This is a genomic window from Stutzerimonas sp. C6.4V (assembly GCF_058536345.1).
In genome coordinates, this window is the sequence record NZ_JBZUBM010000002.1 from 369,928 (window position 1) to 395,560 (window position 25,633).

Consider the following 25,633-nt stretch of genomic DNA (forward strand, 5'->3'; position numbering starts at 1 on the left):
TACCGAGCCAAAGCAGCCTAGGCTATCTGATTGCGCCACCAGGTCTGCGCCGCCAGACCGTCCTGAATCTTCTGCTCCTGCGCCATCAACAGCTGCTGCCACTGCTGCATCTTGGCGTCGATCACATGCTCGACCACCTTCTCGCTGCGCATGGCCTGCAGCAGCTCCTGCTGGATACGCACCAGCGCCTGTTCAGCGACAACCAGCTCACGCCGCTGCAGCTCGACCATCTTGTACAGCGTGGCCTTGTAGCGCTGCTGGTTGTCGCGCTGCAGCGGTGTATTCATCGGCACGGAGAAACCACACAGGCGGCTCAGGCCCGTGATGTTGTTGCGATAGCGCTGGCAGAGGTTCTGCTGGTACTGAACCTGACCGAGCATCTGCTTGACCCGGTTGCCACGCAGGCTGGCCAGGCGCGTGAGCGTTTCGATCTGCTGCTTCATGGTTGTTTGATGATGCTCTGCAGGATGGTGAGACTAGTTTCCAGCTCCGCGGCCTCGCCCACTTCCTGGCGCAGGAAGCGCTCGATGGTGGGTGCCAGCTTCACGGCGCGGTCGGTTTTCAGGTCCGCGCCCGGGCTGTAGCCGCCCAGCGGGATCAATTCCTTGATCTTCTCGTAGGTGCTGTAGAACTCCTTGAGCTGGCGCGCCGCGCCGAGATGCGGCGGCTGGCCGACCTGGCTCATGCAGCGGCTGACCGAAGCGCAGACGTCGATGGCCGGGTAGTGCCCGGCATCGGCCAGGCGCCGCGACAGCACGATGTGCCCGTCGAGAATCGCCCGCGCGCAATCGACGATCGGGTCCTGCTGGTCGTCGCCCTCGGCCAGCACTGTGTAGAGCGCGCTGAGGCTGCCCTTATCGTTGGCACCATTGCCGGCGCTCTCCACCAGCTCCGGCAGCATGCCGAATACCGACGGCGGATAGCCCTTGGTCGCCGGCGGTTCACCGAGCGCCAGGGCGATCTCGCGCTGGGCCATGGCGTAGCGGGTCAAGGAATCGACCAGCAACAACACATCGTTGCCCTGGTCGCGGAAATAAGCGGCGATGCTGTGGCACAGCTCGGTGGCCTTGAGGCGCATCAGCGGCGACTCGTTGGCCGGCGCCACCACCACCACGGCCTTCTTCAGCCCTTCTTCACCCAGCGAGTGCAGCAGAAACTCCTGCACTTCGCGCCCTCGCTCGCCAATCAGCCCGACCACCACCACATCGGCCTTGGTCTGCCGGGTAATCATCCCAAGCAGCACGCTCTTGCCCACACCGGAACCGGCGAACAGGCCGACGCGCTGGCCCTTGCCGAGCGTGAGCATGGAATTGATGGCCCGCACGCCGACGTCCAGCGGTTCGCTGACCGGCTTGCGCTTGAGTGGATTGACCGATGGCAGCTCGGTGGGCAGTGGATCGCGCCCGCTGAGCTTGCCCATTTCGTCCAGCGGCTCGCCGAGACCATTGACCACGCGCCCCAACCAGGACTCATCAATATGCAGCTTGGCGTCGTCCGGCGCGGGAAACACGCGCGAGCCGGAGGTCAGCCCCACCGGCTTCTTGAACGGCATCAGGTAGGTGATATCGCGGTTGAAGCCCACCACCTGCGCTTCGAGCATGCTGCCGTCGCCCTGTTCGACGAAGCAGCGCTGACCGGTCATGCGCTGGCAGCCGAGGCTCTCCAGCAGCATGCCGGAGACGCGCACCAGCCGGCCGCTGACCTTCGCCAGCTGTACCGTATCCAGCGAGCGCAACGCTTCGTCGAGCCGGAAGCTCTCACGCAGGGACATTTCAGGCTTCCGCCTTGATGTGTTCGGCCAGCGTGTCCATGCATGAATCGAGACGCTGCTGGCAGCCGATATCGGCTTCGGCCTGAGCCGTGACTACGCGACATTCTCCAAGCGCCAGCTTCTCATCCGGGACCAGACGCCAAGCCGCCGCACGCTCGGGTGCCAGCTCCTTGATCCGGGTGCATTCCTCGGGGTTGAGCAGGATACGGACGTCTTCCTGATCACCTGGCATGGCCGACAGGGCTTCCTCGGCCAGGGTCAACAACTGCGTCGGATGGAGGGTCAGTTCGCAGCGGATCACCTGCTTGGAGACTTTCTGCACCAGCTCCAGCAACTGGTCACGACGCGCCTGTTCGAATTCCTGCCGGAATTGCTCGAAGCGCATGACCAGCTCATCCATTGGCCGCGCCGCCTCGTCGAATACGCGGCGCCCCATGACACGACCTTCTTCACGCCCGATCGCTTTACCATCCTCGACGCCACGCTCGAAACCTTCGCGATGCCCGGCTTCACGGCCCTGCTCCAGTCCCTGCTCGTAGCCTTTGTCGATGCCTTCCTGAAACCCATCGGCCACGGCGCGCTGCAGCGCCGCCGGGTCGCCGGCAACGCTGTCGGCCAGCTCAGCTGCGGTACGCACGCGAGGCGGGAAGCGGAATGGGCGCCAGGAGCGGCCTTCACCCTTGATGATCTTGATGCTCATCGGCGTTTACTCGACCGTCTGTTCGCGGAACAGCTGAACCTGCAGGTCGCCTTCGTTGGACATGTCCCGGACCACGGCCATGATGTCCTTGCGCACCTGCTCCACCCGCGACAGGGGCACTGGGCCCTGGCGACGGTTGATCGACTCCATCTGCTGCGCCTGACGCTTGGGCAGCGCGCCTTGAATGGCATTGACCAGCGCCGGCTCGGCGCCCTTGAGCGCAACCACCCACTCTTCCAGCGGAATCACTTCCAGCAGGGTCTGCAGCACGTCCTGGTTCTGCCGCGAGAGGATGAAGAAGTCATACATCTCATCCTCGATCTTGCCCACCAGTTCTTCGTTGTGGGCGCGCAACAGCTCGAACATCTGGTCACGGTTGCCCTTGAAGCGATTCATGATGTCCGCCGCCTGCTTGACGCCACGCACCTGCGAACCCTGGTTCGTGAGCACCTGCAGGCTGCGATCTATGAGCTGCTCCAGCTCGGCGATGACGTCACTGTTGACCTCGCTGAGGTTGGCGATGCGGTAGAGCAGCTCGTCCTGACGCTCGGCCGGCATACACTCGAGCACGTCGGTGGCCATGCCCGGCGGCAGGAAAGCGAGGAACACCGCCTGCATCTGCGCATGCTCCTTGGCGATCAGCGCAGCGAACTGCTTGGGATCGAGCCACTCCATCTTGGCCATCTTGGCGCGGATCTCCTCGCCATAGATGGAGTCGAGCAGCGAACGGGTGATGTCGCCGCCCAGCGCCTTGCCAAGCATGCCGGACAGGTAAGTCCGCGAGGCGCCCTTGATGCTGCTCTGCTCCTTGTAATCGTCGAAGAAGCGGCTGATCACATCGGAAACCATCGGCTGCTTGACGTTGGACAGACGCGCCATCGCCTGGCTGATGCTGATGATTTCCTCACGGGAAAAGTTGCGCAGGATGCCCGCGGAAATGTCGTCGCCCATGCTCAGCATGAGGATCGCCGCCTGATCCAGCGAGCTCACCGAGCGCAACTGCACCGGGCGCGCCTTGATTTCCTTGCTCGAGCCGGTCACCGACTCAGCTGGCTGGGTTGAGGTCTCTTTCATTGCGGCCTATCCAATGCTTGATGACTTCCGAAACGCGCTCCGGGTCGTTCTTGGCGAGCATCTGCAAATGCTCGATCTGTAGCTCCAGCCCCGAACCGGGCGCTGGCAGGCGAATTTCCGAGAGCGGATTGAGTTCGCCGAATACATGGATGCCGTCGCCACTGGGCCGTGGGCTGGCCAATGCCGCGCGGGTCTCGGCCTCGATGGGCAGCGGCCCGGGCGCAGCCGCCAGAGTGCCTTCCAGTGCAACCGGATCAGCTTCGCCTGGCGCGTTGCGCAGGGTCAGGCTGCGAACAGCCGGACGTACCACGATCAACAGCAGCAGCAGTGCGATCAGGCCAGCCACGCCGAGCTTGGCCAGGGCATGCACCTGGCTGTTTTCCCACCACGGCACTTCTTCAGTGACGGTTTCAACAGCGGCGAAGGGCAGCACGCTGAGGGTCAGCAGGTCGCCACGCGCTTCCTTGAAACCGACGGCGCTGCGGACCATGGCCTCGAGTTCCGCCCGGGCCTCCTCGCTCCAGCCGCCCTCCGGCGCGGCGGCGGCGTTAAGCACCACCGCCACACTCTGCTGGCGCAGGGCGAAACCGGCGTGTTTCACGTGGATCACGCTCTGGTCGTAGTCAAGTTGACGGGTAGATTCTTCGCGCAGGGAGGTCGCGCCCTTGGTCTCGCCTGGGGCCGGCTTGGGCTCCTCGCCTTCCTTCGGCGGGGCAACAGGTCGGTTGGCCAGCGAGCCGGGCACGCCCAGCGCCAGTTGATCCAGCGCGCTCTCATTGCTCAGCACTTCACGACGCAGACGCGGGGTATCGCCGTAGGACTGGAGCGTCTCTTCCTTCTGGCTGAAGTCGATATCGGCCGCGACGCTGATGCGGTAGTTACCGCTGCCCAGCACCGGCGCCAGCACTTCCTCGATATTGGCCACGGCCTTCTGCTGGTACTCCTCCACCGCACCCCAGCTCTGCGATGGGCCACCACCGACATTCAGACCGCGAGACAGCAGTGCGCCGTATTGATCGACCACGCCAACATCTTCGCCCTTGAGGTTGGGCACGCTGCCGGCCACCAGATTGACGATCGCGCCAACCTGATCCGCGCTCAGCTTGTAGCCGGGTTCGAGCTGTACCATCACCGAGGCCTTGGTCGGCGCGCGCTTGCTGACCACGAAGGAGCTGTTCTCCTCCTGCGCCAGGTGCACACGGGCATGCTGGATACCCTTGAGCGACATCACGGTGCGCGCCAGCTCGCCTTCCAGGCTGCGCTTGAGGCGCACGTCCTGAACGAACTGGCTGGTGCCCAGCGGCTCTTCCTTGTCGAACAGCTCGTAGCCGGCCGGCAGTGCGACCTTCACACCCTTGGCGGCGAGCAGCATGCGTGCACGGGACAGCTGGTCCTCACGCACCAGAATCTGCCCGCTCTGCGGATGGATGCGGTATTGCACGGCTTCGGCATCGAGAACCTGCATCACCTCGGCGACCGGAAAGGCTTCACCGGCCCCATGCAGCGGCCGGAACGAGCCGTTGTCGCGCCACAGGTAGAAGGCCACGGCCACCGCCAGCGCGGCAGCGATCACCGCCATGCCGGCGAGCGTTACCCGCGGGTCGAGTTGGAAGCCACCTGCTGGCATCCTGCTTTTCAGTTTTTCAAACACGGCTTAGCTCTCACGCTCGATCACAGCGGCATTCTCATGACGTCATCGAACGCCGTGGTCAGTTTGTTGCGCACTTGCAGCAACGCGGAGAACGACACGCTGGCCTTCTGGCTGTCGATCATTGCGCCCACCAGGTCATCGCTCTTGCCGCTGTCCACCGCGGCCATGGCTGCGCCGGCCTGGTGTTGCTGGGCATCGACCGAACGCATCGCCGCCATGAACATCCCGCCCGCATCGGGCGCCGCCTGGTCAGCCGGCTTGATGGCCGTGCCAGTGGCGACATCCTGAAGCTGCTGCATCCGGCCCAGCAGATCCTGCTGCACCTGAGTGATTGAACTCATCGCTGGCTCTCCCTAGTAGAAATCAGAAATTCAGCTCAATGCCCTGCTCGCGCATGGCATTGAGGCGGTAGCGCAAAGCTCGGGAGGTCATCCCGAGGCTGGCAGCAGCCTTGGTCTTGTGCCCGTCGAACTTGCGGATGGTGTCGATCACATGCTGGTACTCGGCCCACTTGCCACTGGCGCGCAGGGCAGCCTTGCCGGTTTCAATCGCGGGCTGCGGCAGCCGCTCGACACGCGCTTCGGCTTGCGGCGGTGCTGCCAGCCCGAGGTCTTGTGGCTGGATGAACAGCCCATTGCGCAACACCAAGGCCCGCTGCACGGTGTTTTCAAGTTCGCGGGCATTGCCCGGCCAGTCATGCTGAAGCAGGGCGCGGCAGGCATCGCTGGTGAACAGTTCTTCGTCGGCTTCCTGCGGCGCGTACTTGGCCACGAAGCGGCGAGCGAGAGGCAGTACGTCTTCCTTGCGCTCACGCAGCGGGCTGATGTGCAGCGGCAGCACGTCGAGGCGGAACATCAGGTCAGCGCGGAAACGCCCCTGCGCCACTTCCGCCTGCAGATCGCGGTTGGTCGCGGCGATGATGCGTACGTTGAGCTCGATTTCCTTGCGCCCGCCGAGGCGCTCCACGCGCTGCTCCTGCAGAACGCGAAGCAGCTTGGCTTGCAGCCCCAACGGTAGCTCGCCGATTTCATCGAGCAGCAGGGTGCCGCCGTTGGCCAGTTCGAACTTGCCCGGCTGGGCCGTCACTGCGCCGGTGAAGGCGCCCTTTTCATGGCCGAACAGAATTGATTCGAGCATCTGCTCGGGTATCGCCGCGCAGTTGACTGCAATGAAGGGTGCGTCGGCGCTGGCAGAGAAACGATGGATGTAACGCGCCATCAGCTCCTTGCCGGTTCCGGTTTCACCGGTGATCAGGATCGGCGCCCGCGTCAGTGATACACGCTGCGCCATGGCCAGCAAACGGCGGCCAGCCTGGGAGCAGGAGACGAAACTTTCCTGGGCCGCGTCGGCGAATTCCTGGCGACGCAACAATGCGCTTAACTGACTTTCGCTGAACGGCGACAACAAATAATCAACACAACCCAGTTCAAGTAAGGCGGCGGCCTTTGCCTGATCTGCGTATTGCACGACGGGAATAACGCTGATGGCGCGTCCACGACGAATCAGTGAATCGACCTGCGTATAGAGAGTTGGCTGTTGCATGCCGCTGATCAGGATAAAAACCAGCGACGCGCCCTTCAACGCGGCGTTATCCAGATCATTCAGGCCGGCATAGGAAAAGACCGCACAACCTTCCTTGCGCAGACCCGCTTCAAGGAACTCGCAACCCGCCTCTGCGGAATTTCCGACAATAAGTATTTTCTTGCGCGCCGGCGCTGGAGCAAATAGCTCATCGCGGGTGTAGTTCATTGCATGACTGACACTGTTCAATGTGACCACCTTGGCGCCGTTACGCCTGTTGTGCGAGCACAACGCCGGATTCGCTGAAAAATTTATTTAAGTCTTCTGGAACTTTCGTCGCCCTGTCTGTCCAACTCGCCGTACGAGATGAATTCGACCCCCGACTGTCCTCGAAACAATTGCGCGCACGCTAACAAGCCCGCCCGGAACCGCCCAATCAGTTCCGCTAAATTAAAATCAAATGCTCATCAGTGATCTCAAAAAAGATCAATTGATACCTATTGATTTAATTCCTTCTCGCGCCCAAGCCTAGACTGGCGGCACGCTAGAGCCGTGCCCGTAACCTCAGGCATCGAAATCCCGCCCTGGCCAAACATTCTTCTGCTTATTCCCGCGCGACTGGCCCCAGCCCTCCGCGCAAGAACCAGGAAATACCGTTCACAACATGTCTGGCAATTCAAAAGTCCACCATGGCGTGCCCGCCCAAAGCCTGACTGTTTTGAAACCGCAGAAGCTTGGCCGGCATCATCACAAGATTCCTCAGTTCATTAAGGAAACCACCAACAAGAACCCCCGCTTGATGGGCGATTACTTCTTGCGTAATTACCGGATCAGCCTCGAGCTGAGCAAAGTCGATGTGCAAGAGCCTTCAAATAAAGCACCGGAATGCATCTATCGTTCACCGATGGGCAAGGTTGGTTTTTCAATTGACCGGGCACTGCTCACCGAGGCACTCGAGTGCTACTACGGCGGAACTATCGTGCCCAGCCAGGAAGCACCACCGATCAGCACCTCCGAACAACGAATGCGTGATCGACTGGGCCTTGATCTGACTTATATCTTTGCGCGTTCAATATTATCCGGCGATACGTTTGGCGAACTTGAGCGCTATGAAAACGATTACGAAGAAACTACTTGGGAATATGTTGCTGAGTTCGAATACATCAGCCATCTGACGGATAGCCGTTCATCGATCTTCATTCATCTGGACACCGATCTGGTCGATGAACTGACCAGTCGCCTGGCCGGCCCGGTGCCCGCCCGGCTGACCGGCAACCCGGTGGATCACATCCAGCACCTGCCGGTACGCCTGGATTGTGTAGTCGCCTCGGTGCAGATGCCGCTGTCGCAGGTGCTCGGCCTGCAGCTCAACGACATTCTCATGGTGCGCCCGCTGGACCGTTACGAGGTGCGCATTAACCAGCAGAAGCTCTATCGGGGGACTGTCTTCGAAGAAGACGGCGCCTTGTTCCTCACTTCACTTGAAAGCGTGAAATCCCAATGACCGGTCAACTGTCCGACAACGAATTCGAGAACCTCATCAATGAGGGCGACCTGAGCCTCGACGCCGCCGATGAGCCGGCCGTCGCGCCCGCCCCGCAGCCTCAGGCGCCCCGTCAGGACCTGAGCTTCTTCGGCAAGATCCCGGTGAACGTGACCCTCGAAGTGGCCTCGGCGGAAATCTCGCTGAAGGAACTGATGGAGTGCGACACCAGCAGCGTCATCGTGCTCGACAAAGTGGCCGGCGAGCCGCTGGACGTTAAGGTCAATGGCACCCTGTTCGCGAAGGCCGAGGTGGTGGTGATGAACGGCAGCTACGGGCTGCGTATCGTCGAGCTGTCCGGTGTCGGCCTGGATGCGCTGACGCAATGAAACTGCGCCGCGGGCTGTCGCTGCTGTGCCTGTTGCTGATCAGCCTGTTCCCGCTGGCAGCCCAGGCCGCTAACGGCGAAATCACGCTGTTCAACCTGAACGATACGGAGAACGGCCAGGAATTCAGCATCAAGCTGCAGATCCTGATCATCATGACGCTGCTGGGCTTCCTGCCGGCGATGCTGATGATGATGACCTGCTTCACACGCTTCATCATCGTGCTGGCCATCCTCCGTCAGGCCATTGGTCTGCAGCAGAGCCCACCGAACCAGGTGCTGATCGGCATCGCGCTGATCGTCACCCTGCTGGTGATGCGCCCGGTCTGGCAGGAAATCCACAGCGCGGCCTTCGAGCCCTTCCAGAACGACGAGATCAGCCTGGAGCAGGCGCTGGACGTGTCCAAAACCAGCCTCTCGGCGTTCATGCTGGCGCAGACCAACAAGACCTCGCTGGAAACCATGGTGTCGCTGGCCGGCGAGGAAGTGCCGGAGAATCTCGATGATCTGGACTTCTCCCTGCTGTTGCCGGCGTTCGTGCTCAGCGAGCTGAAAACAGCCTTTCAGCTCGGCTTCATGATCTTCGTGCCGTTTCTGGTAATCGACTTGGTGGTCGCCAGCGTGCTGATGGCGATGGGCATGATGATGCTGTCGCCGATGATGATTTCGTTGCCGTTCAAGTTGATGGTGTTTGTGTTGGTGGATGGGTGGGCGTTGTTGATGGGTACGCTGACCACCAGTATTCAGCCGTTTTAGGTGATGGGGATGAATGCTGTTCATGCGCGCCTGAACCCACTCATCGGACCCTCCTGTAGGAGCGCAGGGGAACGCCTAGTCCTTGCTCGCGAAGCTTTTTGGGTTCGGTGCCCTAGGCCCATTGCCCTGGCAACCCGACGCATTGGTTTCGCCCTGCTGGGCGACTCACTTTTTTCAGTTGCCAAAAAAGTAAGCAAAAACGCTTGCCCCTGCATCCGGGTCTCGCTGTGCTCGACTTCCCTCATTCCATCCACGCTCCGGGGGCCGGCGTACAAGGGCCATCCCTGGCCCTTTACGCCTCTCGCGGCATCCATGCCGCTCGCTCCCCTCCGCGCGGATTTCATTCGGCCTCCTGAAAGGGGCGTTCGGCGTCGTCTGATAGTTCGTTCGCGGAAAAATCGGAAAAGCGTCTCGACCCAACAACGCTGTGTTTACGTCCCGAGCAGAAACGAAAATCTCGTAGGGTGGAAAACTGCGGAGCATTTTCCACCGAGATCGGCGCTTGAGTCGTCTGCACACAACCTTTCCGAAAACCGGTGGGTAAGCTTCGCGTTCCTACGTTTAGCTCCTACTTCCGCTTCGTTGCACTGCCCAACAGACGTCACCGAATCGCCCCTTTCAGAAGGCCGAGCGCAGGTGGCGTGTAAGGGGTTGAGCGGCATGGATGCCGCAAGAGCCGCGTTGGGTCGGGGCCGCCATCGGCATGGATGGCCCGTCGCCGCGAGCCCCTGGAACGTCACCGGAGTGAGGGAAGTCGAGCGCAGCGAGACCCGGATGCAGGGGCAAGACCTTTTGGTTCCTTTTGGGGCAATTGCCAAAAGGGACTCGCCCAGCAGGGCGAAACCAATGCCTCAGCCAAGCCTGCAAATAGGCCGTACCTCCCGAAGCGCAAACCTAAAAGCTTCGCGAGCAAGCTCGCTCTTACATGGGCTTACTGCCTCGCTAACCGGCACAACCACCCTCACCTCCCAGGTGCCCCTATGCTGACCCCCGACACCGCCGTCAACATCATCTCCAACGCCATCCACGTCATCGTCCTGGTGGTCTGCGTGCTGGTGGTGCCGAGCCTGCTCGGCGGTCTGCTGATCAGCATTTTCCAGGCCGCCACCCAGATCAACGAACAGATGCTCAGCTTCCTGCCGCGCCTGCTGATCACCCTGGGCATGCTGGTATTCGCCGGGCACTGGATCCTGCGCACCTTCAGCGACCTGTTCATCGAAACCTTCACCCAAGCCGGACGGCTGGTCGGTTAGCCGTGGGCAACGAACCCATCATGCAGGTCGGTCAGTACCTGCAGTCGCTGCTCGGTTACTGGTGGCCGTTCTGCCGCATCATGGCCGTGTTCAGCCTGGCGCCGATGTTCAGCCACAAATCGCTCAGCGTGCGCGTGCGGGTGCTGCTGGCCATTGCGCTGACCGTGGTGCTCACCGCCGCACTACCGGCAACGGCGCCCATCGACCCGCTGTCCCTGAAGGGCCTTCTCACGGCGCTGGAACAGATCGCCATGGGCCTGCTGCTGGGCGTGGCGCTGATGCTGGTGTTCACGGTGTTCACGCTGATCGGCGATATCGTCTCGACCCAGCTGGGCCTGTCCATGGCGGTGTTCAACGACCCCATGAACGGCGTGTCCTCGGCCTCGATCATCTACCAGCTGTATTTCATCCTGCTGGCGCTGCTGTTCTTCGCCACCGATGGGCACCTGGTGATCGTCACCATCATCTACCAGAGCTTCGTGCTCTGGCCGGTCGGCAGCGGCATTCACTTCGATGGCCTGCAGACCATCGCCATGTCGCTGAGCTGGGTGATTTCCGCTGCGCTGCTGATCGCCCTGCCGATCGTGTTCTGCATGACGCTGGTGCAGTTCTGCTTCGGCCTGCTCAACCGCATATCGCCGGCGATGAACCTGTTTTCCCTGGGCTTTCCCATGGCGATCATCGCCGGGCTGGTGCTGATCTACCTGACCCTGCCGAACCTCTCGGAAGCCTACCTGCACCTGACCCGGGAGCTGCTGGGCAACATCTGCGAGATCCTGCGGAGCGGTCGCGATGGCTGAGCAGAACAGCACCCAGGACAAGACCGAAGAGGCCTCCGAGCAGAAACTCAAGAAGAGTCGCGACGAAGGCCAGGTCACCCGCTCCAAGGATGTCGCCACCACGGTCTCGCTGCTGGTGACCCTGCTGGTGCTGAAGTTCAGCATCGCCTTTTTCTTCGATGGCATGCAGCAGGCGTTCAGCTACTCGTACATCGACTTCTACAAGAGCGAAATGACAGTCGACGACCTGCAGCTGATCCTCACCCACAACCTGCTGGTGTTCATCAGCGTGTTGCTGCCGTTGCTGGTCACGCCGATCCTGGTCATCGCCTTCGCCCTGGTGCCGGGTGGCTGGGTCTTCGCCTCGAAGAACTTCACGCCGACCTTCAGCAAGCTCAACCCCATCACCGGCCTTGGGCGGATGGTGGGCGCGCAGAACTGGACCGAGCTGCTCAAATCGCTGCTGAAGATCGCCACGCTGCTCGCCGTGGCCGTCGGCCAGCTCTATTACGCCGCGCCCCAGCTCATCGCCCTGCAGCGCAGCGACATCAGCAACGCCATCGGCAGCGCCTTCTCGCTGACCTTCGACCTGGCGATCACGTTGCTGCTGGTGTTCGTGCTGTTCTCGCTGATCGACATCCCGCTGCAGCGCTTCTTCTTCCTGAAAAAAATGCGCATGACCAAGCAGGAGCGCAAAGAAGAACACAAGAACCAGGAGGGCCGGCCGGAGGTGAAGGCGCGGATCAAGCAGCTGCAGCGCCAACTGGCCCAGCGCCAGATCAGCCGGGTGATCAAGGATGCAGACGTGGTGATCGTCAACCCGACCCACTACGCCGTGGCGCTCAAGTACGACCCGAGGAAGGCCGAAACACCCTTCGTCATCGCGCGTGGCGTCGATGAAACCGCGCTTTACATCCGCAAGCTGGCGCAGGCCAACGGGCTGGAAGTGGTCGAGCTGCCGCCGCTGGCGCGGGCGATCTACTTCAGTACCCAGGTCAACCAGCAGATTCCGGCGCCGCTCTATACCGCCGTAGCCCATGTGCTGACCTACATCCTCCAGCTCAAGGCCTGGAAGCAAGGCCGGCGCGCGAAGCCCAGGCTGGCCAGCGACATCCATATTCCCGAAGAACTGTTCAACCGAGCCCGATCATGAGCCTGATTCAGAAACTGACGCCGACCTTCAGCAGCGGACGGATTGGGATTCCGCTGATCATCCTGTCGATCCTCGCGATGATCATCCTGCCGCTGCCGCCGCAGCTGCTGGACGTGCTGTTCACCTTCAACATCGCCATGTCGATCCTGGTGCTGCTGGTCAGCGTGTCGTCGAAAAGTCCGCTGGATTTCTCGCTGTTCCCGACGGTGATCCTGATCACCACGCTGATGCGCCTGACGCTCAACGTCGCCTCGACGCGCGTGGTGCTGCTCGAAGGTCATACCGGTACCGGCGCGGCGGGCAAGGTGATCGAGGCCTTCGGTGAAGTGGTCATCGGCGGCAACTTCATCGTCGGCCTGGTGGTGTTCGTGATCCTGATGATCATCAACTTCATCGTCATCACCAAGGGCGGTGAGCGGATTTCGGAAGTGACCGCGCGCTTCACCCTGGACGCCCTGCCGGGCAAGCAGATGGCCATCGATGCCGACCTCAACGCCGGCCTCGTCACGCAGGAAGAAGCCAAGGCGCGGCGCCAGGAAGTGGCCAAGGAAGCGGACTTCTACGGCGCAATGGACGGCGCGTCCAAGTTCGTCCGCGGCGACGCCATCGCCGGCATCCTGATCCTCCTGATCAACCTGTTCGGCGGTTTCGCCATCGGCGTGTTCGCTCACGACCTGGCGGCTGGCGAAGCCTTCAAGCAGTACGCTCTGCTCACCATCGGCGACGGCCTCGTGGCGCAGATTCCGGCGCTGCTCTTGTCCACCGCGGCGGCGATCATCGTCACGCGGATCAACGAATCCAGCGACATCACCAGCCAGGTGCAGCGCCAGCTGCTGGCCAACCCGGCCTCGCTGTACACCGTGGCCGGTATCCTCTTCGTGCTCGGCCTGGTGCCGGGCATGCCGCACCTGGCCTTTATCGGCTTTGCCGCGCTGATCGGTTTCATCGGCTGGCGGGTGTCGCTGCACGAGCCGCCGGCGGCTGGAGCGGATCTCAAGGAGATCCAGCAGCTCGGCCAGGCGATGGACAAGGAAAAGGCCCAGACGCTGGCCTGGGAAGACATTCCGCTGGTCGAGCGTTTGTCGATTTCGCTGGGCTACAAGCTGGTCGGGCTGGTCAACGAAGCCTCGGGCGCGCCGCTGCCGGCGCGGGTGCGCGGCGTGCGCCAGACGCTTTCCGAGCACCTGGGCTTCCTGCTGCCGGAAGTGCAGATTCGCGACAGCTTGCGGCTCAAGGCTTCGCAATATGACATCTACATCAATGGCGAGAAGATCGACGGCGCCGAGCTGCATGCCGACCGCCTGATGGCGATCCCCTCGCCGGAGCTGTACGGCGAGATCGATGGCATCCTCGGCATCGATCCGGCGTACCGCATGCAGGTGGTGTGGATTCAGCCGACGGACAAGTCGCGGGCGCTGAACCTCGGCTATCAGGTGATCGACTGCGCCAGCGTGGTCGCCACCCACCTGAACAAAGTGGTGCGCGAGCACCTGCCGGACCTGTTCAAGCACGATGACGTCGAGCACCTGATGCAACGGCTGACGCTGCAGGCGCCAAAGCTGGCTGAAAGCCTGAAAGGCGCGCTGAGCTACACCCAGCAGATGCGCGTGTACCGTCAGCTGCTGCAGGAGGAGGTGCCGCTGCGCGACATCGAAACCATCGCCAGCACCCTGCTCGAATGCAGCGAAACCACCAAGGACCCGGTGCTGCTGGCGGCCGATGTGCGCTATGCCCTGCGTCGCAGCATCGTTTCGATGATCGCGGGAGATCGCCGCGAGCTGGCGGTGTTCGTGTTGGAAAACGCGCTGGAAAATACGCTACTCAACGCCTTGGCCATCGCTCAGCAAGCCGGTCAGGTCAGTTTGGACAACATCCCGGTGGAGCCGAGCCTGCTCAACCAGCTGCAGAACAGCATGCCGGTGGTGAAGGAAAAGCTGCGCAAGGACGGCCACCCACCAATCCTTACCGTGATGCCGCAGCTGCGCCCGCTGCTGTCGCGCTACGCACGGGTGTTCAGCCCAGGGCTGCACGTGCTGTCGCAGAACGAGATTCCAGATCGGGTCGGGGTGAACATTCTCGGGACGCTGGGTTAACATCAGCGCCGCGGACCATTGACGCCAACGCCGCGGGCGAATGAAAGTCGCCCAACACCTTCCGGCCACACCACGCTCGAAAACTCTCCACAGCCCCGTAGGGGCGAATTTATTCGTCCAAGCCATCGCACCGGGCCAAGCGCGGGCGATTCATTCGCCCCGTGAAGCCACGCCGAACTACAGGTTGTTCGCCAGGAACACCAACGTCCGCCCGTGTGACAGCGCCGCGGCGTTCTGGTTGTAGGCCGGCCGTGCCCAGCAGTTGAAGCCGTGATCGACGCCCGGGTAGGTCTCGATCTGCGCCTGGCCGACCTGAGCCATCTTTTCCTGCACGGCGGCCACCGCGTCGCTGTCGATGTGGTCGTCTTCCTCGGCAAAGTGGAACAGCGTGGGACATGTGATCTTTTCAGCCTGATCCAGACGCTTCTCGATGCTTCCGGGGTAGTAGCAGACGGCGGCATCGACGCCCGAGTTGGCCGCCAGGAGGTAGGACAGCACGCCGCCCATGCAGTAGCCCACCGACGCCACGCGCCCATTGCAGTCATCGCGGTCGCGCAGCAGGTCGGCGCTGCGGCGCAGATCGTCGATGGTGAGGTTGAAGTCCAGCTCCTTCATCAGGGCAAAGGCCCGCTCCCAGTCACCGCCGTCGTAACCGAGCTTGACGCCTGGCTCGCTGCGCCAGAACAGGTCCGGGGCCAAGACCACGTAGCCATCGGATGCATACTGATCGGCGACCGACTGGATGTGCTCGTTCACGCCGAAGATTTCCTGAATCAGTACGATGCCCGGGCCGTGGCCGGCCGGAGGGAGTGCCAGGTAGCCCTTGAAGGTCTTGCCGTCTTTCGCGGGGATGTCGATCCACTGTGAAGTCATGCCTGTCTCCGTCTGGTTTGCTGCTGAATACCATCACGAGGCGCAACGCGCCGTTGAACAGGTGCGACCGGCCAAGGGCGCGGGAGTTCGCGAGGTGCACGCTGAGCATCCGGCAGTTCACCGGTTGGAAATGGCAAACGGGCGGAACAATGGCGCTTCCCACCAGGGTCACACGCACCAGGGGCAGGCCGTCCGCTACCATGTCGGGCCGTGCCGGCTTACCGTAACCGATCCATCCACAGGGAGACCCAACATGCCCCAGGCGACCGACGCCCTGACTCCGCGCGATGAAGCAGACGGCCAGCGCCTCTATCGCAAGATAGCCTGGCGGCTGATCCCGTTTCTCTGCTTCTGCTACCTGGCGGCTTACCTGGACCGCATCAACGTCGGCTTCGCCAAGTTGCAGATGGCAGAACAGCTGCAGCTCAGCGAAGCGGCGTTCGGCCTGGGTGCAGGCCTGTTTTTCGTGGGCTACATCCTCTTCGAAGTACCCAGCAACCTGATTCTCAAGCGCGTCGGTGCGCGGGTCTGGATCGCACGAATCATGATCACCTGGGGCGTGTTGTCGGCCTGCACCATGCTGGTCACCACGCCGGCGCAGTTCTACGTGGTGCGCCTGCTGCTGGGCGTCGCCGAGGCGGGCTTTCTGCCGGGCGTGCTCTACTACCTGACCCTGTGGTTTCCGACCTACCGCCGTGGGCGGATCATCGCGCTGTTCATGATCGGACTGCCGCTGTCGAGCGTAATCGGCGCGCCCTTGTCCGGCTGGATTCTCGGCGCCTTCGATCAGGTGCAAGGGCTGCGTGGCTGGCAATGGCTGTTTTTGCTCGAAGGGATTCCCAGCGTGCTGCTCGGGCTGCTGGCCTTGCGCATGCTGCCCGACGGCCCGAAGCGCGCCGACTGGCTGGACATCAAAGAACAGGGCCAGGTGCTGCGCGACCTCACACTCGACGAGGCGCAGAGCCCTGCCAGTGGCGAGACCTTTCGCCAGGGCTTCTTCAACCTCAAGGTGTGGATGCTGGGCGGCATCGACTTCGCGATCTTGCTGAGCGCCTATGCCCTGGGCTTCTGGATGCCAACCTTTATCCGCAATGCCGGTGTCAGTGATGTGTCGGAAATCGGCCTGCTGACCGCCGTACCCAGCATCGCCGCGGTGCTCGGCATGCTGGCCCTCGGCGCCAGCTCCGACCGTTTCCGCGAGCGGCGCTGGCACATCATCCTGCCGTTCTGGATCGGCGCCGCAGCGATGGCAACCAGTACCGCATTCACCGACAACGTGGTCATGACCGTGCTGCTCTTTTCCATTGCCCAGGCGGCAATCATCGGCGCGGTTCCGGTGTTCTTCAGCCTGCCGGCGACCTTTCTCACCGGCACCGCGGCTGCAACCGGCTTCGCCCTGGCCTGCTCGTTGGCGAACATCGCCGGGCTGGTCAGCAATACGGTGATTGGCGTCACGCTCGATATCACCGGAGAAAGCGGTGCGGCGCTGTGGTTCTTCGCGGCGTGTCTGCTGCTCGGCTCGCTGCTGGTGATCGCGCTGCCGGCCAGGGTGGTGAATCGTTAATCACCCCGCTTGGGGAGCAATTCGCCGATCAGGCGGGTGTAGTCATCACTTGGCCGGTCCAGGGAGAAGCCCATTTCAAAACTGTCCCGCTCGGAATCCCTTCGTACCCACTCGCAGAGCACCACCACCATCACTTCACGGGTTCGATCGCCTACGGTCGGGACATGCAGGCACATTTCGTAGCAGCCGCTGATGCTCAATGGCTGCTTGGCGACCAGTCGCAGTCCACCCATCGACAGGTCGGCCACGTAGCCCATGGGGTCGCCGCTGAGGCGATTGGTGACCTGGATACGGCTGAGATGGCGAAAGGTGAGTCGGCTGTGTTGACGCATGGCGAAGCCCTGGCAGTCCTCTATTCCGTCACGCGGCACCCGGTCGTGTCCTCCCGGGTATAGCCGTGGCGGTTTACTTAAAGGCTGCAAGCGACCGAAACGCGACGCGAATTAAGGGCTCGCCAAATTATTTTCGAGACGGGGGAGCGTCCGAGCCTCAGCCCGCCCTATGGCTAGCGCTCCGGGCGATCCTGCTTGTCGCGCTTCAGCGCGTCTTCGTCGCTGACCTTATCCGCCATGTCCGGCGGCACGTCGTAGGCGCCGCCTGGCACGTCGTCACGATCGCCTCCGGCAGCCTCGCCGTTGGTGGTCGTGCCTGCCTGGTCGATGCGCTCATCGTTGCGATCGTTGATCGTTTCCAGGTTTTCCTTGCCGCGTTCGGATTGATTCATGGGACCTCCGTCTGGTTGCTCATTCGGACACCGCTCGGCATCCCTCTGGTTAGGAAGGCGGCCGATCGAAGAAGTTGCACGCAGGATCGCCTCGCAGCGATGACTTGGCCATTCGGCAGGCGCGCTGAACTAATCCAGCCAGGTGCAGGCCAAAAAACCATCTGGGGATTCCCCAACTGCCACCGTGTGAAGTTATGCAACTGACTCGAAGCCTGCCCGTCGATTCCACGCCCGTTGTCGCCGAGACAGCGCCGTCCAAGGAGCTGTATTTCGCCCTGCTCGATGCACCGGCCAATGAAGCCGTGCGCGAACGTGCCGCCGAATACCTGTGCAGCCAGCTGAATGGCGCCTCCGCGCTCCCCTGCGACCTGCCAGAAGGTCCGGCCGGGCTCGCGGATTGGCTGGACGCACACACTGCGAAGGTCGGTGGGCAATACCAGGCCTATCTCGACGAACGCCGCGCCGGCGGGCCACGCCGCTACTTCACCAGCAAGGCCCATGCGCTGCACTTTCTGCGCGGCGTGGCGCCGACCAAACTGGTCGACGGGGCCTGGCTGTACGGCCTGCTGCAACGCTGGGACGACGCGCGCTTCACCTCGCTGATCCAGACCTATCTCGAAGAGCTGGGCGAAGGTCAGCCGGAAAAAAACCACGTGGTGCTCTACCGCAAGCTGCTCGCCAGCCAGGGCTGTGATGACTGGCAGAACCTGGATGACGACAACTTCGTCCAGGGCGCCATCCAGCTGGCGCTGGCCGAGCACGCCGAGCAGTTTTTGCCTGAAGTGATCGGCTTCAATCTCGGCTACGAACAGCTTCCGCTGCATCTGCTGATCAGCTCCTACGAGCTCACCGAGCTGGGCATCGATCCCTACTATTTCACCCTGCATGTGACGGTCGATAACGCCGACAACGGCCATGCGAAGAAGGCCATCCAGGGCTTGCTCGCGGCCTGGCCACAGGTGGGCGACAGCGACGATTTCTATCGCCGGGTCATGAACGGCTATCGCCTCAACGATCTCGGTGCGAGCACGCTTTCGGTGATAAGCGGTTTCGAGCCCGAGCAGGAAGTGCTGCGCGTGCTGGAAAAGAAGGCCGGCGTTGGCCAGTTCGTGCATTCGGACTATTGCCGCTTCGACGGCCGTACCGTGAACCAGTGGCTGGCCGAGCCCGAGCAGATTCCACAATTCATCGAGACGCTGCAACGCCGCAGCTGGATCAGGCGTCACGAAGATCCACAGAACAGCCGCTTCTGGCAGCTTATTACCGGCGAACAGGCCCCGATGTTCGGCGTTTTCAGCGCACATGAGCAGCAGCTGATCCACGACTGGATTGCTGGCGACTGGCTGGCCGAGCAGCCGCCCACCCGTGGCAAGCCACACCCCTCGCTCGCTCAACGTCAGGTGCCGTTCAGCAACCGTCGGCGGACGCCCGCCGAGCGGCCAGCAAAGCCGGCGCTGGTGCAGCAAGGCCAATCGGCCAGCGACTTCGATCAGGAAACCTTGCTGCTGGAACAACAACTGGCGCAGCTGCCGACACGCGAGGCACGCATGCGGCACCTCCTGCCGCTATTGGCCCCAACCCGTCACCACAGTGCGGCTGGACTGCTTGCCACCCGCATCTTCACCGGATTGTTCAACTGAGGCGAATGCGCCATGGAATCTGACATGACTACGGAAACTGCCCAGGACCGCGCACTGTTGCACCTGGCTCAGGCGCTGCGCGAGCGCGGCTATCACTTCATCACGCCAACACCGCTGACCCATGAACGGGTCAACAGCCGGGTAGAGAACCAACTGGCGAACGACATCACTGGGGTGTTTGGCTGGAGCCGGCCTTTCCAGCATGAGCTGCTGCCACCAGCGATCTTCAGCCTCATGGACCAGGCCGGTGTGTTGGCCCCCTGTGATTCCCGCTGGCGCAGCCGGGTGCGGATGTCGAGCCTGGATGGCCAGTTGTTCGTGCATTCGGCCTACCCCACCGATGCGGCGGATGCCGTGTTCTTCGGACCCGATACCTACCGGTTCGCCAACGCCATTCAGTGTCACCTCAACACTCATCAGGGCCACATTGGACGTGCCGTAGACATCGGTTGCGGCTCGGGTGCCGGCGCGATTCTGACGGCGCTGGCACGGCCACAGGCAGAGGTGCTGGCAGTGGACATCAACCCTTCCGCACTGCGCCTGACCCGCATCAACGCGGCGCTGGCCGGGGTCGACAACCTCAAAGCCCGCCACAGCGACCTGCTCAGTGACGTCGACGGCGAATTCGACCTGATCCTGGCCAACCCGCCCTATCTGGTCGACCCGGACGAACGTGCCTACCGCCACGGTGGCGGCCCCCTGGGGGCAGGACTGTCCCTGGCCATCTTCGACAGCGCACTGCAGCGCCTCGCCCCATGCGGCACCTTGCTGCTCTATACCGGCGTGGCGATGACGGGCAATCAGGACCCCTTCCGCCGCGAAATCGAGCAACGCCTCGAAGGTCGTGGCCTTGAATGGCGATACCGGGAAGTGGACCCCGACGTGTTCGGCGAGGAGCTGCTCGACGGCGCCTATACCGAGTGCGACCGGATCGCAGCCGTGGTGCTGGAAGTGACGCGCCCGGCGGGCTGACGTGACCGCGTGGAAAACGCTTCGCGGTTTTCCACGGGGTGGCCATCCACCCTACGACCGGCCAGGCGTAGGGTGGATAACGCCGCAGGCTTATCCACGCGTACCAGGACCTTTATATGGGCAGCAGCATCAGACAGGCCGACAAGGTGACAAGCGAGCCGAGTGTGGATAGCAGCACCACGCGCGACACCCGCGACGCCTCGCGGCCATAGAACTCGGCGAGCATGTAAGGCCCGGTGCCGGTAGGCAGCGCGCTGAGCAACAGCGCCGAATACGCCCATAGCGGCGGCAGCTCGAAAACCTGAAAAGCCAGATACCAAGTGATCAGCGGCTGGACCACGAGCTTCAGCGTGACCAACGGCCATACGCCACTGACCTTGCCCCCCGGCTGCGGTTGCGCCAGGAACAAGCCCAGCGAAACCAGCGCACAGGGTGCCGCCGCTGCACCCAGCAACTTCAGCAGCGTCGCCACCGGCACCGGCAGGTCCAACCCGCTCGTAGCCCATATCCCACCCAGCATGGGCGCCACCACCAGCGGGTTGCGCAGCAGCGCGAGGCTCACCTTTCGCAGCGTCTGCTGGAAGCCCTGCCCGGCATGCAAGCCGGTTTCCACACACGCCAGCGCAATGGCGAACAGCACGCAGACGACCACGATGCACGCGACCATGGCCGGCTGCAGGGCTTCATCGCCCAGCACCAGCATGCACAGCGGAATGCCGATGTAGCCGGTGTTGGCATAGGACGCACCGAGCGCATCGAGACTGGCGTCGGCCAGCGGCTGTTTCTGCAACAGGCGATAACCGAGGGTAAAGCCGAACACGCCAAGACAGCCCACCGAGAAGGCCGTGATGAAGCCCGGCTGCCAGAGCTGCTCCCAGGTTGAATTGGCGACGACGCTGAACAGCAGCGCCGGCAATCCCAGCCAGACCACGAACCGGTTCAGCTCGGAGGCGCCCGTCGGACCCATGCGGCCGGTGCGACGGCACAGGTACCCCAGGAAAATCAGGGCGAAGACAGGAAGGACGACATTGACGACAGCGGACATGGAATCTCATCGGGTGGCGACCGCCAGGGATGGCGGTACGGGGCAGCCCGAGACGGGCGGCAACAGACCTTAGCAAAAAATGGCTTATCGCATTCTCCGGCTTGTCGCCGGTTGGAGCAGCCTTGGCCGCGAAGCTGTGGGCTTGGACCACTGAGCCTAGGGGCCTGATGGCGGAGCTAGCCGACGCATTGTTTCGCCCTGCTGGACGACTTACTTTTTTCAGTTGCCCGGATGGCCGGCCCCAAAAAAGTAAGCAAAAACGCTAGCCCCTGCATCCGGCCCCGGCTTCGCCGGGGTTCGCTCGCTCCATCGCCGCTCCAGGGGCCGGCTTACAAGGGCCATCCATGGCCCTTTAAGCCTCTCGCCGCATCCATGCGGCTCACTCCCTTACGCAACGATACCGCTCACCCTCCTGATGGGGCGTTCTGCGTCGTCTGAAGGGCACGCGCACAAACGCCAACAGCGAAAGAGCGAAAGAGCGAAAGAGCGAAAGAGCGAAAGAGCGAAAGAGCGAAAGAGCCTTTCAGGATGGGGCGACCGCGTAGTGCAGCTGATCAATCGGAACGATGAGCTTCGCCCATCCGACTGACTGGCAACTCAACTGTCAGCGCCACCGGCCGCCCCTTCAGAAGGCCGAATGGAATCGCTGCGTAGAGGGGCGAGCGGCATGGATGCCGCGAGAGCCGCGAAGGGCCATGGATGGCCCTTGCGCGGCGACCCTCGGAGCAGCGATGGAATGAGGGAAGTCGAGCGAAGCGAGACCCGGATGTCGGGGCAAGCGTTTTTGGTTACTTTTTCCGCGTCTGGAAAAAGTGACTCGCCCAGCAGGGCGAAACCAATGCCTCAGCCAGCTCCGCCATCTGGCCCTAAGCTCAGTAGCCCAGAAGCTTCGCAGCCAAGCCCGCTCCCACAACACAGTTATACGCAGGACCAAGGCGTTTTTTGGCTCCTTTGGCAGACCGTCCATTCGGGCGACTGCCATAAGAGACTCGCCCAGCAGGGCGAAACCAATCCATCAAACAGCTCGGTAATCACCTAGGCCTCAAAACCAATTAACGCATCCCCTCGGTCACCGCCGAGATGTTCCCCTAATGCAGCATCGTCGATGGACTGTAGCCATTCGGCTCCGCCCGCCCCGCCGCGAACTTCGCCTCGACCTTTCCACGCATCGCCTGCGGATCCTGCGGAAAGCCGCTGCGGTCGCTGTAGTCCCACTCGGTGATCAAATGACTCTCGCTCGCCAGGCCCTTCGCACAGGAAATATCCAGCGCGGTGATGCCAGCTACAGCGCCAGCGGCAATGGCCGCATTGACTTGCTCGGTGCCGTTTTCGATGCTCAACCCCAGCCCGACGAGATCCAGCGCATCGCCGCCGATACGGCCATAGATCCACGGCTTGGGGTCGTCGGTCAGCAACAGGCCGACGCCGGTGGCGATTTCCCGGGCACCGCAGGCGCGGATCAGCCCCTCGTTGCCGGGCACGCCTAGAAACCGAGCCAGCTTGCCGGGCATCAGCACCTCGGCCAGCCCCAGCCCGATGCTGAACCAGCCGAGGCCACGGGCCAGCGTGCGGGCAGAATGGTTGGTGTGGGTGACACGGTGTGGAACGCTCATAAAAGTACCTCCTCAGTAGCCGCCTCAAGTGGCGAGACCGGCACTATCGGGCCCTGTGAGAGCGCTGCAAGCGAGGCGATGCCCAGCGCAGCCGTCGTCACAGGGTCTGGCTCAGGGTTTGAGAACGACCTTGATGCAGCCGTCGTGCTTGTCGCGGAAGGTCTTGTACATCTCGGGGCCCTGCTCGAGGCTGACGCTGTGGGTGATGACGAAGGATGGGTCGATCTGACCTTCCTGAATCCGCTTGAGCAGGTCGTCGGTCCAGCGGTTGACGTGGGTCTGGCCCATGCGGAAGGTCAGTGCCTTGTTCATCGCCGCACCAAAGGGGATCTTGTCGATCAGGCCACCATAGACGCCGGGTATCGAGATGATGCCCCCGGGCCGGCAGACATAGATCATCTCGCGCAGCACGTGGGGGCGGTCGCTCTCCATCATCAGTGCCTGCTTGGCGCGGTCGTACATTGAGTCCACCGAGCGCGCCGCATGCGCCTCCATGCCCACCGAGTCAATGCACTTTTCCGGTCCCTTGCCGCGGGTCAGCTCCTTGAGGCGTTCAAGCACGCTTTCCTCATCGAAGTTGATGGTGATGGCGCCGCCGGCGCGGGCCATGGACAGGCGCTCGGGCACATGATCGATGCAGATGACCTGTTCGGCGCCCATCATCAGCGCGCTGCGAATGGCGAACTGACCAACGGGACCTGCGCCCCAGACGGCCACGGTATCGGTGGGCTGGATATCGCACTGCGCCGCGGCCTGCCAGCCGGTAGGCAGGATGTCGCCGAGAAACAGCACCTGTTCGTCAGTCATCCCGTCGGGAATCACCACCGGGCCGACATCGGCATAGGGCACGCGCACGAATTCCGCCTGGCCGCCGGCATAGCCGCCGGTGAGGTGGGTGTAGCCGTAGAGACCGGCGGTGGTATGGCCGAAAACTTTATCAGCCACGTCCTTGTTGCGGTTGGTGCGCTCGCACACCGAGAAATTGCCGCGCCGGCACTGGTCGCATTCACCGCAAACGATGGTGAAAGGCACCACCACGCGATCGCCGACCTTGAGCTTTTTGTTCGCCGAGCCGACCTCCATCACCTCGCCCATGAACTCGTGGCCCATGATGTCGCCGTGCTTCATGCCGGGCATGAAGCCGTCGTACAGGTGAAGGTCAGAGCCACAGATGGCGCAGGACGACACCTTGATAATGGCGTCGCGGGGATCCTCGATTGACGGATCAGGGACGTGGTTGTCGCAGCGGATGTCATGCTTGCCATGCCAGCGAAGAGCTCTCATTGGAAAAATTCTCCTGGTTCGGTGTTCGGAAACGCCGCCGTGATGGTTCTTCCTGATGTCTTCGCCGCGGTGCGGCAGCTGCTCCTGCCCCGACTGCTGCCCTTTGCCGGGGTTGCGGCGTGCGTGCTATCAGATTTTTAGTGTCCGCGGCTGCCGCAGAGTTGCCTGCAATCGACACGCTGCAGCTTAATCGCCGACGGACTGCAAGGGTTGCGACGGCTACGGGCTCCGCCCGGATAGCGTCGCGAAAGCCGCCACAGCGCGTCGCAGACCGCTGTGGCAGTGCGCCGACCTAGCAGGTCTTGTTCGGCTTCACCGAGGCATAACCGTTGCGGTAGCTGGGGTACTGAGGGGACCAGCCAAGCGCCCGGGCGCGGGCGTTGCTGCAACGCTTGCTGCCGGCACGACGGGTCATGGTCTGCTCGGACCAGTGGCTGACACCGAGCCGCTCGCGCAGCCAGTCGATCACTTCGTGCAGGGGGGCCGGATCGTCGTCCACGCCAAGGTAGCAGTCCTCCAGCGTGCCACCAGCCAGATCGGTCTGCAGCAGGCATGCGAGCAGCGCGGCGGCATCATCGCGATGGATACGGTTGCTGTACTGCGGCGGATCGCGCTCGACACGCAGCCCCGAACGGACCTGATTCTGCATCCAGGGCCGTGTCGGGTCGTAGAGCCCCGCCATCCGCACCCGTGTCGCCGGGAACCCGCAGTCCAGCGCCAGCTGTTCGGCCTCAAGCATCACCTGTCCGGTATAGCCGGTGGGCTCGGTGGCCGAGTTCTCATCGATCCACTCGCCACCATTCTGCGCATAGACCCCTGTGCTGGAGAGAAAAAACAGCCGCCGCGGATCTTGTCCGCGCTGGCGCAGCCAATCGAGGGCGTTGCGCAATCCCTCGACATAGGCCTGGCGGTAACCGGGTTCATCGTGCTGGGTGGCCGAGGCGGCATACACCAGATAGTCCAGCTTGCCGTTGGGCCAGCCGCGGGGAACCTCCGCTGACAGGAGGTCACCCTTGACCGGCAGGATCGGCACCGGAAGACTTGCAGCCTGGCGGCGCAGACCGTAAACCGTCCAGCCTGCGCGGCTCAGCTGCAGACCGAGGCGAATACCGACGTCGCCGCAGCCGGCGATCATTACAGAGGGACGAGTTGCCATGGCGGTTGCTCCGTAACCGTTGCGGGCCACCGATTCGGCCCGACTGCATCGAGTGTACTGCTGCGCAGGGCTTTTCCGCTTGTCACTTTATAAGGGAACGGATGCTGGCCAGTTGGTTCGAACACGAGCAAAGGCTATGCTAG

General features: G+C 62.6%; 24 protein-coding genes. 10 read left to right on the top strand and 14 right to left on the bottom strand.

Annotated elements, in window-relative coordinates:
* Positions 1 to 17: 17 nt before the first annotated feature.
* The 7 genes from AC4LFW_RS17580 to AC4LFW_RS17610 are packed head-to-tail and all read right to left on the bottom strand — an operon-like array spanning position 18 to position 6,945.
* Positions 18 to 443 carry a flagellar FliJ family protein gene (locus tag AC4LFW_RS17580; protein WP_491820738.1) on the bottom strand — a complete coding sequence of 142 codons (426 nt, stop codon included), beginning with the start codon at positions 441 to 443 and terminating at the stop codon, positions 18 to 20.
* On the bottom strand, positions 440 to 1,771 hold the full coding sequence (fliI, locus tag AC4LFW_RS17585; protein ID WP_491820739.1) for a flagellar protein export ATPase FliI: 1,332 nt from the start codon (positions 1,769 to 1,771) through the stop codon (positions 440 to 442). The genes AC4LFW_RS17580 and fliI overlap by 4 nt, the downstream gene beginning before the upstream one ends.
* A 1-nt stretch (position 1,772) precedes the next feature.
* Positions 1,773 to 2,471 (bottom strand): flagellar assembly protein FliH, encoded by a 699-nt coding sequence (fliH, locus tag AC4LFW_RS17590; protein WP_491820741.1) that lies wholly within the window; start codon positions 2,469 to 2,471, stop codon positions 1,773 to 1,775.
* Positions 2,472 to 2,477: 6 nt separating this feature from the next.
* Positions 2,478 to 3,545, bottom strand: a complete 1,068-nt coding sequence (locus tag AC4LFW_RS17595) for a FliG C-terminal domain-containing protein (protein ID WP_342407548.1) — start codon at positions 3,543 to 3,545, stop codon at positions 2,478 to 2,480.
* Entirely contained in the window at positions 3,517 to 5,196 is a 1,680-nt protein-coding gene (gene fliF, locus AC4LFW_RS17600) for a flagellar basal-body MS-ring/collar protein FliF (protein ID WP_491820742.1), read from the bottom strand. Before fliF ends, AC4LFW_RS17595 begins: the two co-directional genes overlap by 29 nt.
* A 20-nt stretch (positions 5,197 to 5,216) precedes the next feature.
* Positions 5,217 to 5,537, bottom strand: a complete 321-nt coding sequence (gene fliE / locus AC4LFW_RS17605; protein ID WP_491820743.1) for a flagellar hook-basal body complex protein FliE — start codon at positions 5,535 to 5,537, stop codon at positions 5,217 to 5,219.
* A gap of 22 nt (positions 5,538 to 5,559) precedes the next feature.
* Entirely contained in the window at positions 5,560 to 6,945 is a 1,386-nt protein-coding gene (locus AC4LFW_RS17610; protein WP_491822168.1) for a sigma 54-interacting transcriptional regulator, read from the bottom strand.
* Positions 6,946 to 7,381: 436 nt separating this feature from the next.
* Here AC4LFW_RS17610 and AC4LFW_RS17615 point away from each other — a divergent pair, with 436 nt between their 5' ends.
* The 7 genes from AC4LFW_RS17615 to flhA all read left to right on the top strand — a co-directional run bounded on the left by AC4LFW_RS17615 (position 7,382) and on the right by flhA (position 14,619).
* On the top strand, positions 7,382 to 8,221 hold the full coding sequence (locus AC4LFW_RS17615) for a FliM/FliN family flagellar motor switch protein (protein ID WP_491820744.1): 840 nt from the start codon (positions 7,382 to 7,384) through the stop codon (positions 8,219 to 8,221).
* Positions 8,218 to 8,589 (top strand): flagellar motor switch protein FliN, encoded by a 372-nt coding sequence (fliN, locus tag AC4LFW_RS17620; protein ID WP_491820745.1) that lies wholly within the window; start codon positions 8,218 to 8,220, stop codon positions 8,587 to 8,589. Before AC4LFW_RS17615 ends, fliN begins: the two co-directional genes overlap by 4 nt.
* Positions 8,586 to 9,341 carry a flagellar type III secretion system pore protein FliP gene (fliP, locus tag AC4LFW_RS17625; protein ID WP_491820747.1) on the top strand — a complete coding sequence of 252 codons (756 nt, stop codon included), beginning with the start codon at positions 8,586 to 8,588 and terminating at the stop codon, positions 9,339 to 9,341. Before fliN ends, fliP begins: the two co-directional genes overlap by 4 nt.
* Positions 9,342 to 10,321: 980 nt before the next feature.
* Complete coding sequence (locus AC4LFW_RS17630) at positions 10,322 to 10,594, top strand: flagellar biosynthetic protein FliQ (RefSeq protein WP_045160116.1); 273 nt, start codon at positions 10,322 to 10,324, stop codon at positions 10,592 to 10,594.
* Positions 10,595 to 10,614: 20 nt separating this feature from the next.
* Positions 10,615 to 11,394 carry a flagellar biosynthetic protein FliR gene (gene fliR / locus AC4LFW_RS17635; RefSeq protein WP_491822170.1) on the top strand — a complete coding sequence of 260 codons (780 nt, stop codon included), beginning with the start codon at positions 10,615 to 10,617 and terminating at the stop codon, positions 11,392 to 11,394.
* The gene (flhB, locus tag AC4LFW_RS17640) at positions 11,387 to 12,526 is read left to right on the top strand and encodes a flagellar type III secretion system protein FlhB (protein WP_491820749.1); all 1,140 of its coding nucleotides are present in this window, start codon (positions 11,387 to 11,389) and stop codon (positions 12,524 to 12,526) included. Before fliR ends, flhB begins: the two co-directional genes overlap by 8 nt.
* Positions 12,523 to 14,619 carry a flagellar biosynthesis protein FlhA gene (gene flhA, locus AC4LFW_RS17645; protein ID WP_491820751.1) on the top strand — a complete coding sequence of 699 codons (2,097 nt, stop codon included), beginning with the start codon at positions 12,523 to 12,525 and terminating at the stop codon, positions 14,617 to 14,619. The genes flhB and flhA overlap by 4 nt, the downstream gene beginning before the upstream one ends.
* A gap of 177 nt (positions 14,620 to 14,796) precedes the next feature.
* Here the strand turns inward: flhA and AC4LFW_RS17650 are convergent, their stop codons facing one another.
* The gene (locus AC4LFW_RS17650; RefSeq protein WP_491820752.1) at positions 14,797 to 15,492 is read right to left on the bottom strand and encodes a dienelactone hydrolase family protein; all 696 of its coding nucleotides are present in this window, start codon (positions 15,490 to 15,492) and stop codon (positions 14,797 to 14,799) included.
* A gap of 253 nt (positions 15,493 to 15,745) precedes the next feature.
* Between AC4LFW_RS17650 and AC4LFW_RS17655 the strand changes: the two genes are divergently transcribed.
* Positions 15,746 to 17,056 carry an MFS transporter gene (locus tag AC4LFW_RS17655; RefSeq protein WP_491820754.1) on the top strand — a complete coding sequence of 437 codons (1,311 nt, stop codon included), beginning with the start codon at positions 15,746 to 15,748 and terminating at the stop codon, positions 17,054 to 17,056.
* Here the strand turns inward: AC4LFW_RS17655 and AC4LFW_RS17660 are convergent.
* Complete coding sequence (locus AC4LFW_RS17660) at positions 17,053 to 17,388, bottom strand: PilZ domain-containing protein (protein WP_491820756.1); 336 nt, start codon at positions 17,386 to 17,388, stop codon at positions 17,053 to 17,055. The genes AC4LFW_RS17655 and AC4LFW_RS17660 overlap by 4 nt on opposite strands.
* 173 nt (positions 17,389 to 17,561) lie before the next feature.
* A complete protein-coding gene (locus AC4LFW_RS17665) occupies positions 17,562 to 17,780 on the bottom strand; it encodes a hypothetical protein (protein ID WP_491820758.1) in 219 nt (72 codons plus the stop codon).
* A gap of 194 nt (positions 17,781 to 17,974) precedes the next feature.
* On the opposite strand from AC4LFW_RS17665, the gene AC4LFW_RS17670 reads away from it, so the two are divergent.
* Positions 17,975 to 19,420, top strand: a complete 1,446-nt coding sequence (locus AC4LFW_RS17670; protein WP_491820760.1) for an iron-containing redox enzyme family protein — start codon at positions 17,975 to 17,977, stop codon at positions 19,418 to 19,420.
* Between the two features lie 24 nt (positions 19,421 to 19,444).
* The gene (locus AC4LFW_RS17675; protein ID WP_491820762.1) at positions 19,445 to 20,392 is read left to right on the top strand and encodes a methyltransferase; all 948 of its coding nucleotides are present in this window, start codon (positions 19,445 to 19,447) and stop codon (positions 20,390 to 20,392) included.
* A gap of 112 nt (positions 20,393 to 20,504) precedes the next feature.
* Here the strand turns inward: AC4LFW_RS17675 and AC4LFW_RS17680 are convergent, their stop codons facing one another.
* From AC4LFW_RS17680 to AC4LFW_RS17695, 4 genes are all read right to left on the bottom strand, one after another.
* Entirely contained in the window at positions 20,505 to 21,437 is a 933-nt protein-coding gene (locus AC4LFW_RS17680) for an AEC family transporter (protein ID WP_491820764.1), read from the bottom strand.
* A 1,088-nt stretch (positions 21,438 to 22,525) separates the two neighbouring features.
* The gene (locus tag AC4LFW_RS17685; RefSeq protein ID WP_491820766.1) at positions 22,526 to 23,050 is read right to left on the bottom strand and encodes a transcriptional regulator; all 525 of its coding nucleotides are present in this window, start codon (positions 23,048 to 23,050) and stop codon (positions 22,526 to 22,528) included.
* Between the two features lie 111 nt (positions 23,051 to 23,161).
* Positions 23,162 to 24,334, bottom strand: a complete 1,173-nt coding sequence (locus AC4LFW_RS17690) for a zinc-dependent alcohol dehydrogenase (protein WP_491820767.1) — start codon at positions 24,332 to 24,334, stop codon at positions 23,162 to 23,164.
* Between the two features lie 292 nt (positions 24,335 to 24,626).
* Positions 24,627 to 25,490 carry an NAD-dependent epimerase/dehydratase family protein gene (locus AC4LFW_RS17695; protein WP_491820768.1) on the bottom strand — a complete coding sequence of 288 codons (864 nt, stop codon included), beginning with the start codon at positions 25,488 to 25,490 and terminating at the stop codon, positions 24,627 to 24,629.
* Between the last annotated feature and the right edge of the window lie 143 nt (positions 25,491 to 25,633).

Coding starts and splice junctions, on each gene's coding strand:
- AC4LFW_RS17580 (WP_491820738.1), bottom strand. CDS start 443: ATGAAGCAGCAGATCGAAACGCTCACGCGCCTGGCCAGCCTGCGTGGC.
- AC4LFW_RS17665 (WP_491820758.1), bottom strand. CDS start 17,780: ATGAATCAATCCGAACGCGGCAAGGAAAACCTGGAAACGATCAACGAT.
- AC4LFW_RS17630 (WP_045160116.1), top strand. CDS start 10,322: ATGCTGACCCCCGACACCGCCGTCAACATCATCTCCAACGCCATCCAC.
- flhB (WP_491820749.1), top strand. CDS start 11,387: ATGGCTGAGCAGAACAGCACCCAGGACAAGACCGAAGAGGCCTCCGAG.
- AC4LFW_RS17670 (WP_491820760.1), top strand. CDS start 17,975: ATGCAACTGACTCGAAGCCTGCCCGTCGATTCCACGCCCGTTGTCGCC.
- AC4LFW_RS17655 (WP_491820754.1), top strand. CDS start 15,746: ATGCCCCAGGCGACCGACGCCCTGACTCCGCGCGATGAAGCAGACGGC.
- AC4LFW_RS17660 (WP_491820756.1), bottom strand. CDS start 17,388: ATGCGTCAACACAGCCGACTCACCTTTCGCCATCTCAGCCGTATCCAG.
- fliR (WP_491822170.1), top strand. CDS start 10,615: ATGCAGGTCGGTCAGTACCTGCAGTCGCTGCTCGGTTACTGGTGGCCG.
- AC4LFW_RS17615 (WP_491820744.1), top strand. CDS start 7,382: ATGTCTGGCAATTCAAAAGTCCACCATGGCGTGCCCGCCCAAAGCCTG.
- AC4LFW_RS17650 (WP_491820752.1), bottom strand. CDS start 15,492: ATGACTTCACAGTGGATCGACATCCCCGCGAAAGACGGCAAGACCTTC.
- AC4LFW_RS17680 (WP_491820764.1), bottom strand. CDS start 21,437: ATGTCCGCTGTCGTCAATGTCGTCCTTCCTGTCTTCGCCCTGATTTTC.
- fliN (WP_491820745.1), top strand. CDS start 8,218: ATGACCGGTCAACTGTCCGACAACGAATTCGAGAACCTCATCAATGAG.
- AC4LFW_RS17695 (WP_491820768.1), bottom strand. CDS start 25,490: ATGGCAACTCGTCCCTCTGTAATGATCGCCGGCTGCGGCGACGTCGGT.
- fliI (WP_491820739.1), bottom strand. CDS start 1,771: ATGTCCCTGCGTGAGAGCTTCCGGCTCGACGAAGCGTTGCGCTCGCTG.
- AC4LFW_RS17595 (WP_342407548.1), bottom strand. CDS start 3,545: ATGAAAGAGACCTCAACCCAGCCAGCTGAGTCGGTGACCGGCTCGAGC.
- fliE (WP_491820743.1), bottom strand. CDS start 5,537: ATGAGTTCAATCACTCAGGTGCAGCAGGATCTGCTGGGCCGGATGCAG.
- AC4LFW_RS17675 (WP_491820762.1), top strand. CDS start 19,445: ATGACTACGGAAACTGCCCAGGACCGCGCACTGTTGCACCTGGCTCAG.
- fliH (WP_491820741.1), bottom strand. CDS start 2,471: ATGAGCATCAAGATCATCAAGGGTGAAGGCCGCTCCTGGCGCCCATTC.
- AC4LFW_RS17685 (WP_491820766.1), bottom strand. CDS start 23,050: ATGAGCGTTCCACACCGTGTCACCCACACCAACCATTCTGCCCGCACG.
- AC4LFW_RS17610 (WP_491822168.1), bottom strand. CDS start 6,945: ATGAACTACACCCGCGATGAGCTATTTGCTCCAGCGCCGGCGCGCAAG.
- flhA (WP_491820751.1), top strand. CDS start 12,523: ATGAGCCTGATTCAGAAACTGACGCCGACCTTCAGCAGCGGACGGATT.
- AC4LFW_RS17690 (WP_491820767.1), bottom strand. CDS start 24,334: ATGAGAGCTCTTCGCTGGCATGGCAAGCATGACATCCGCTGCGACAAC.
- fliP (WP_491820747.1), top strand. CDS start 8,586: ATGAAACTGCGCCGCGGGCTGTCGCTGCTGTGCCTGTTGCTGATCAGC.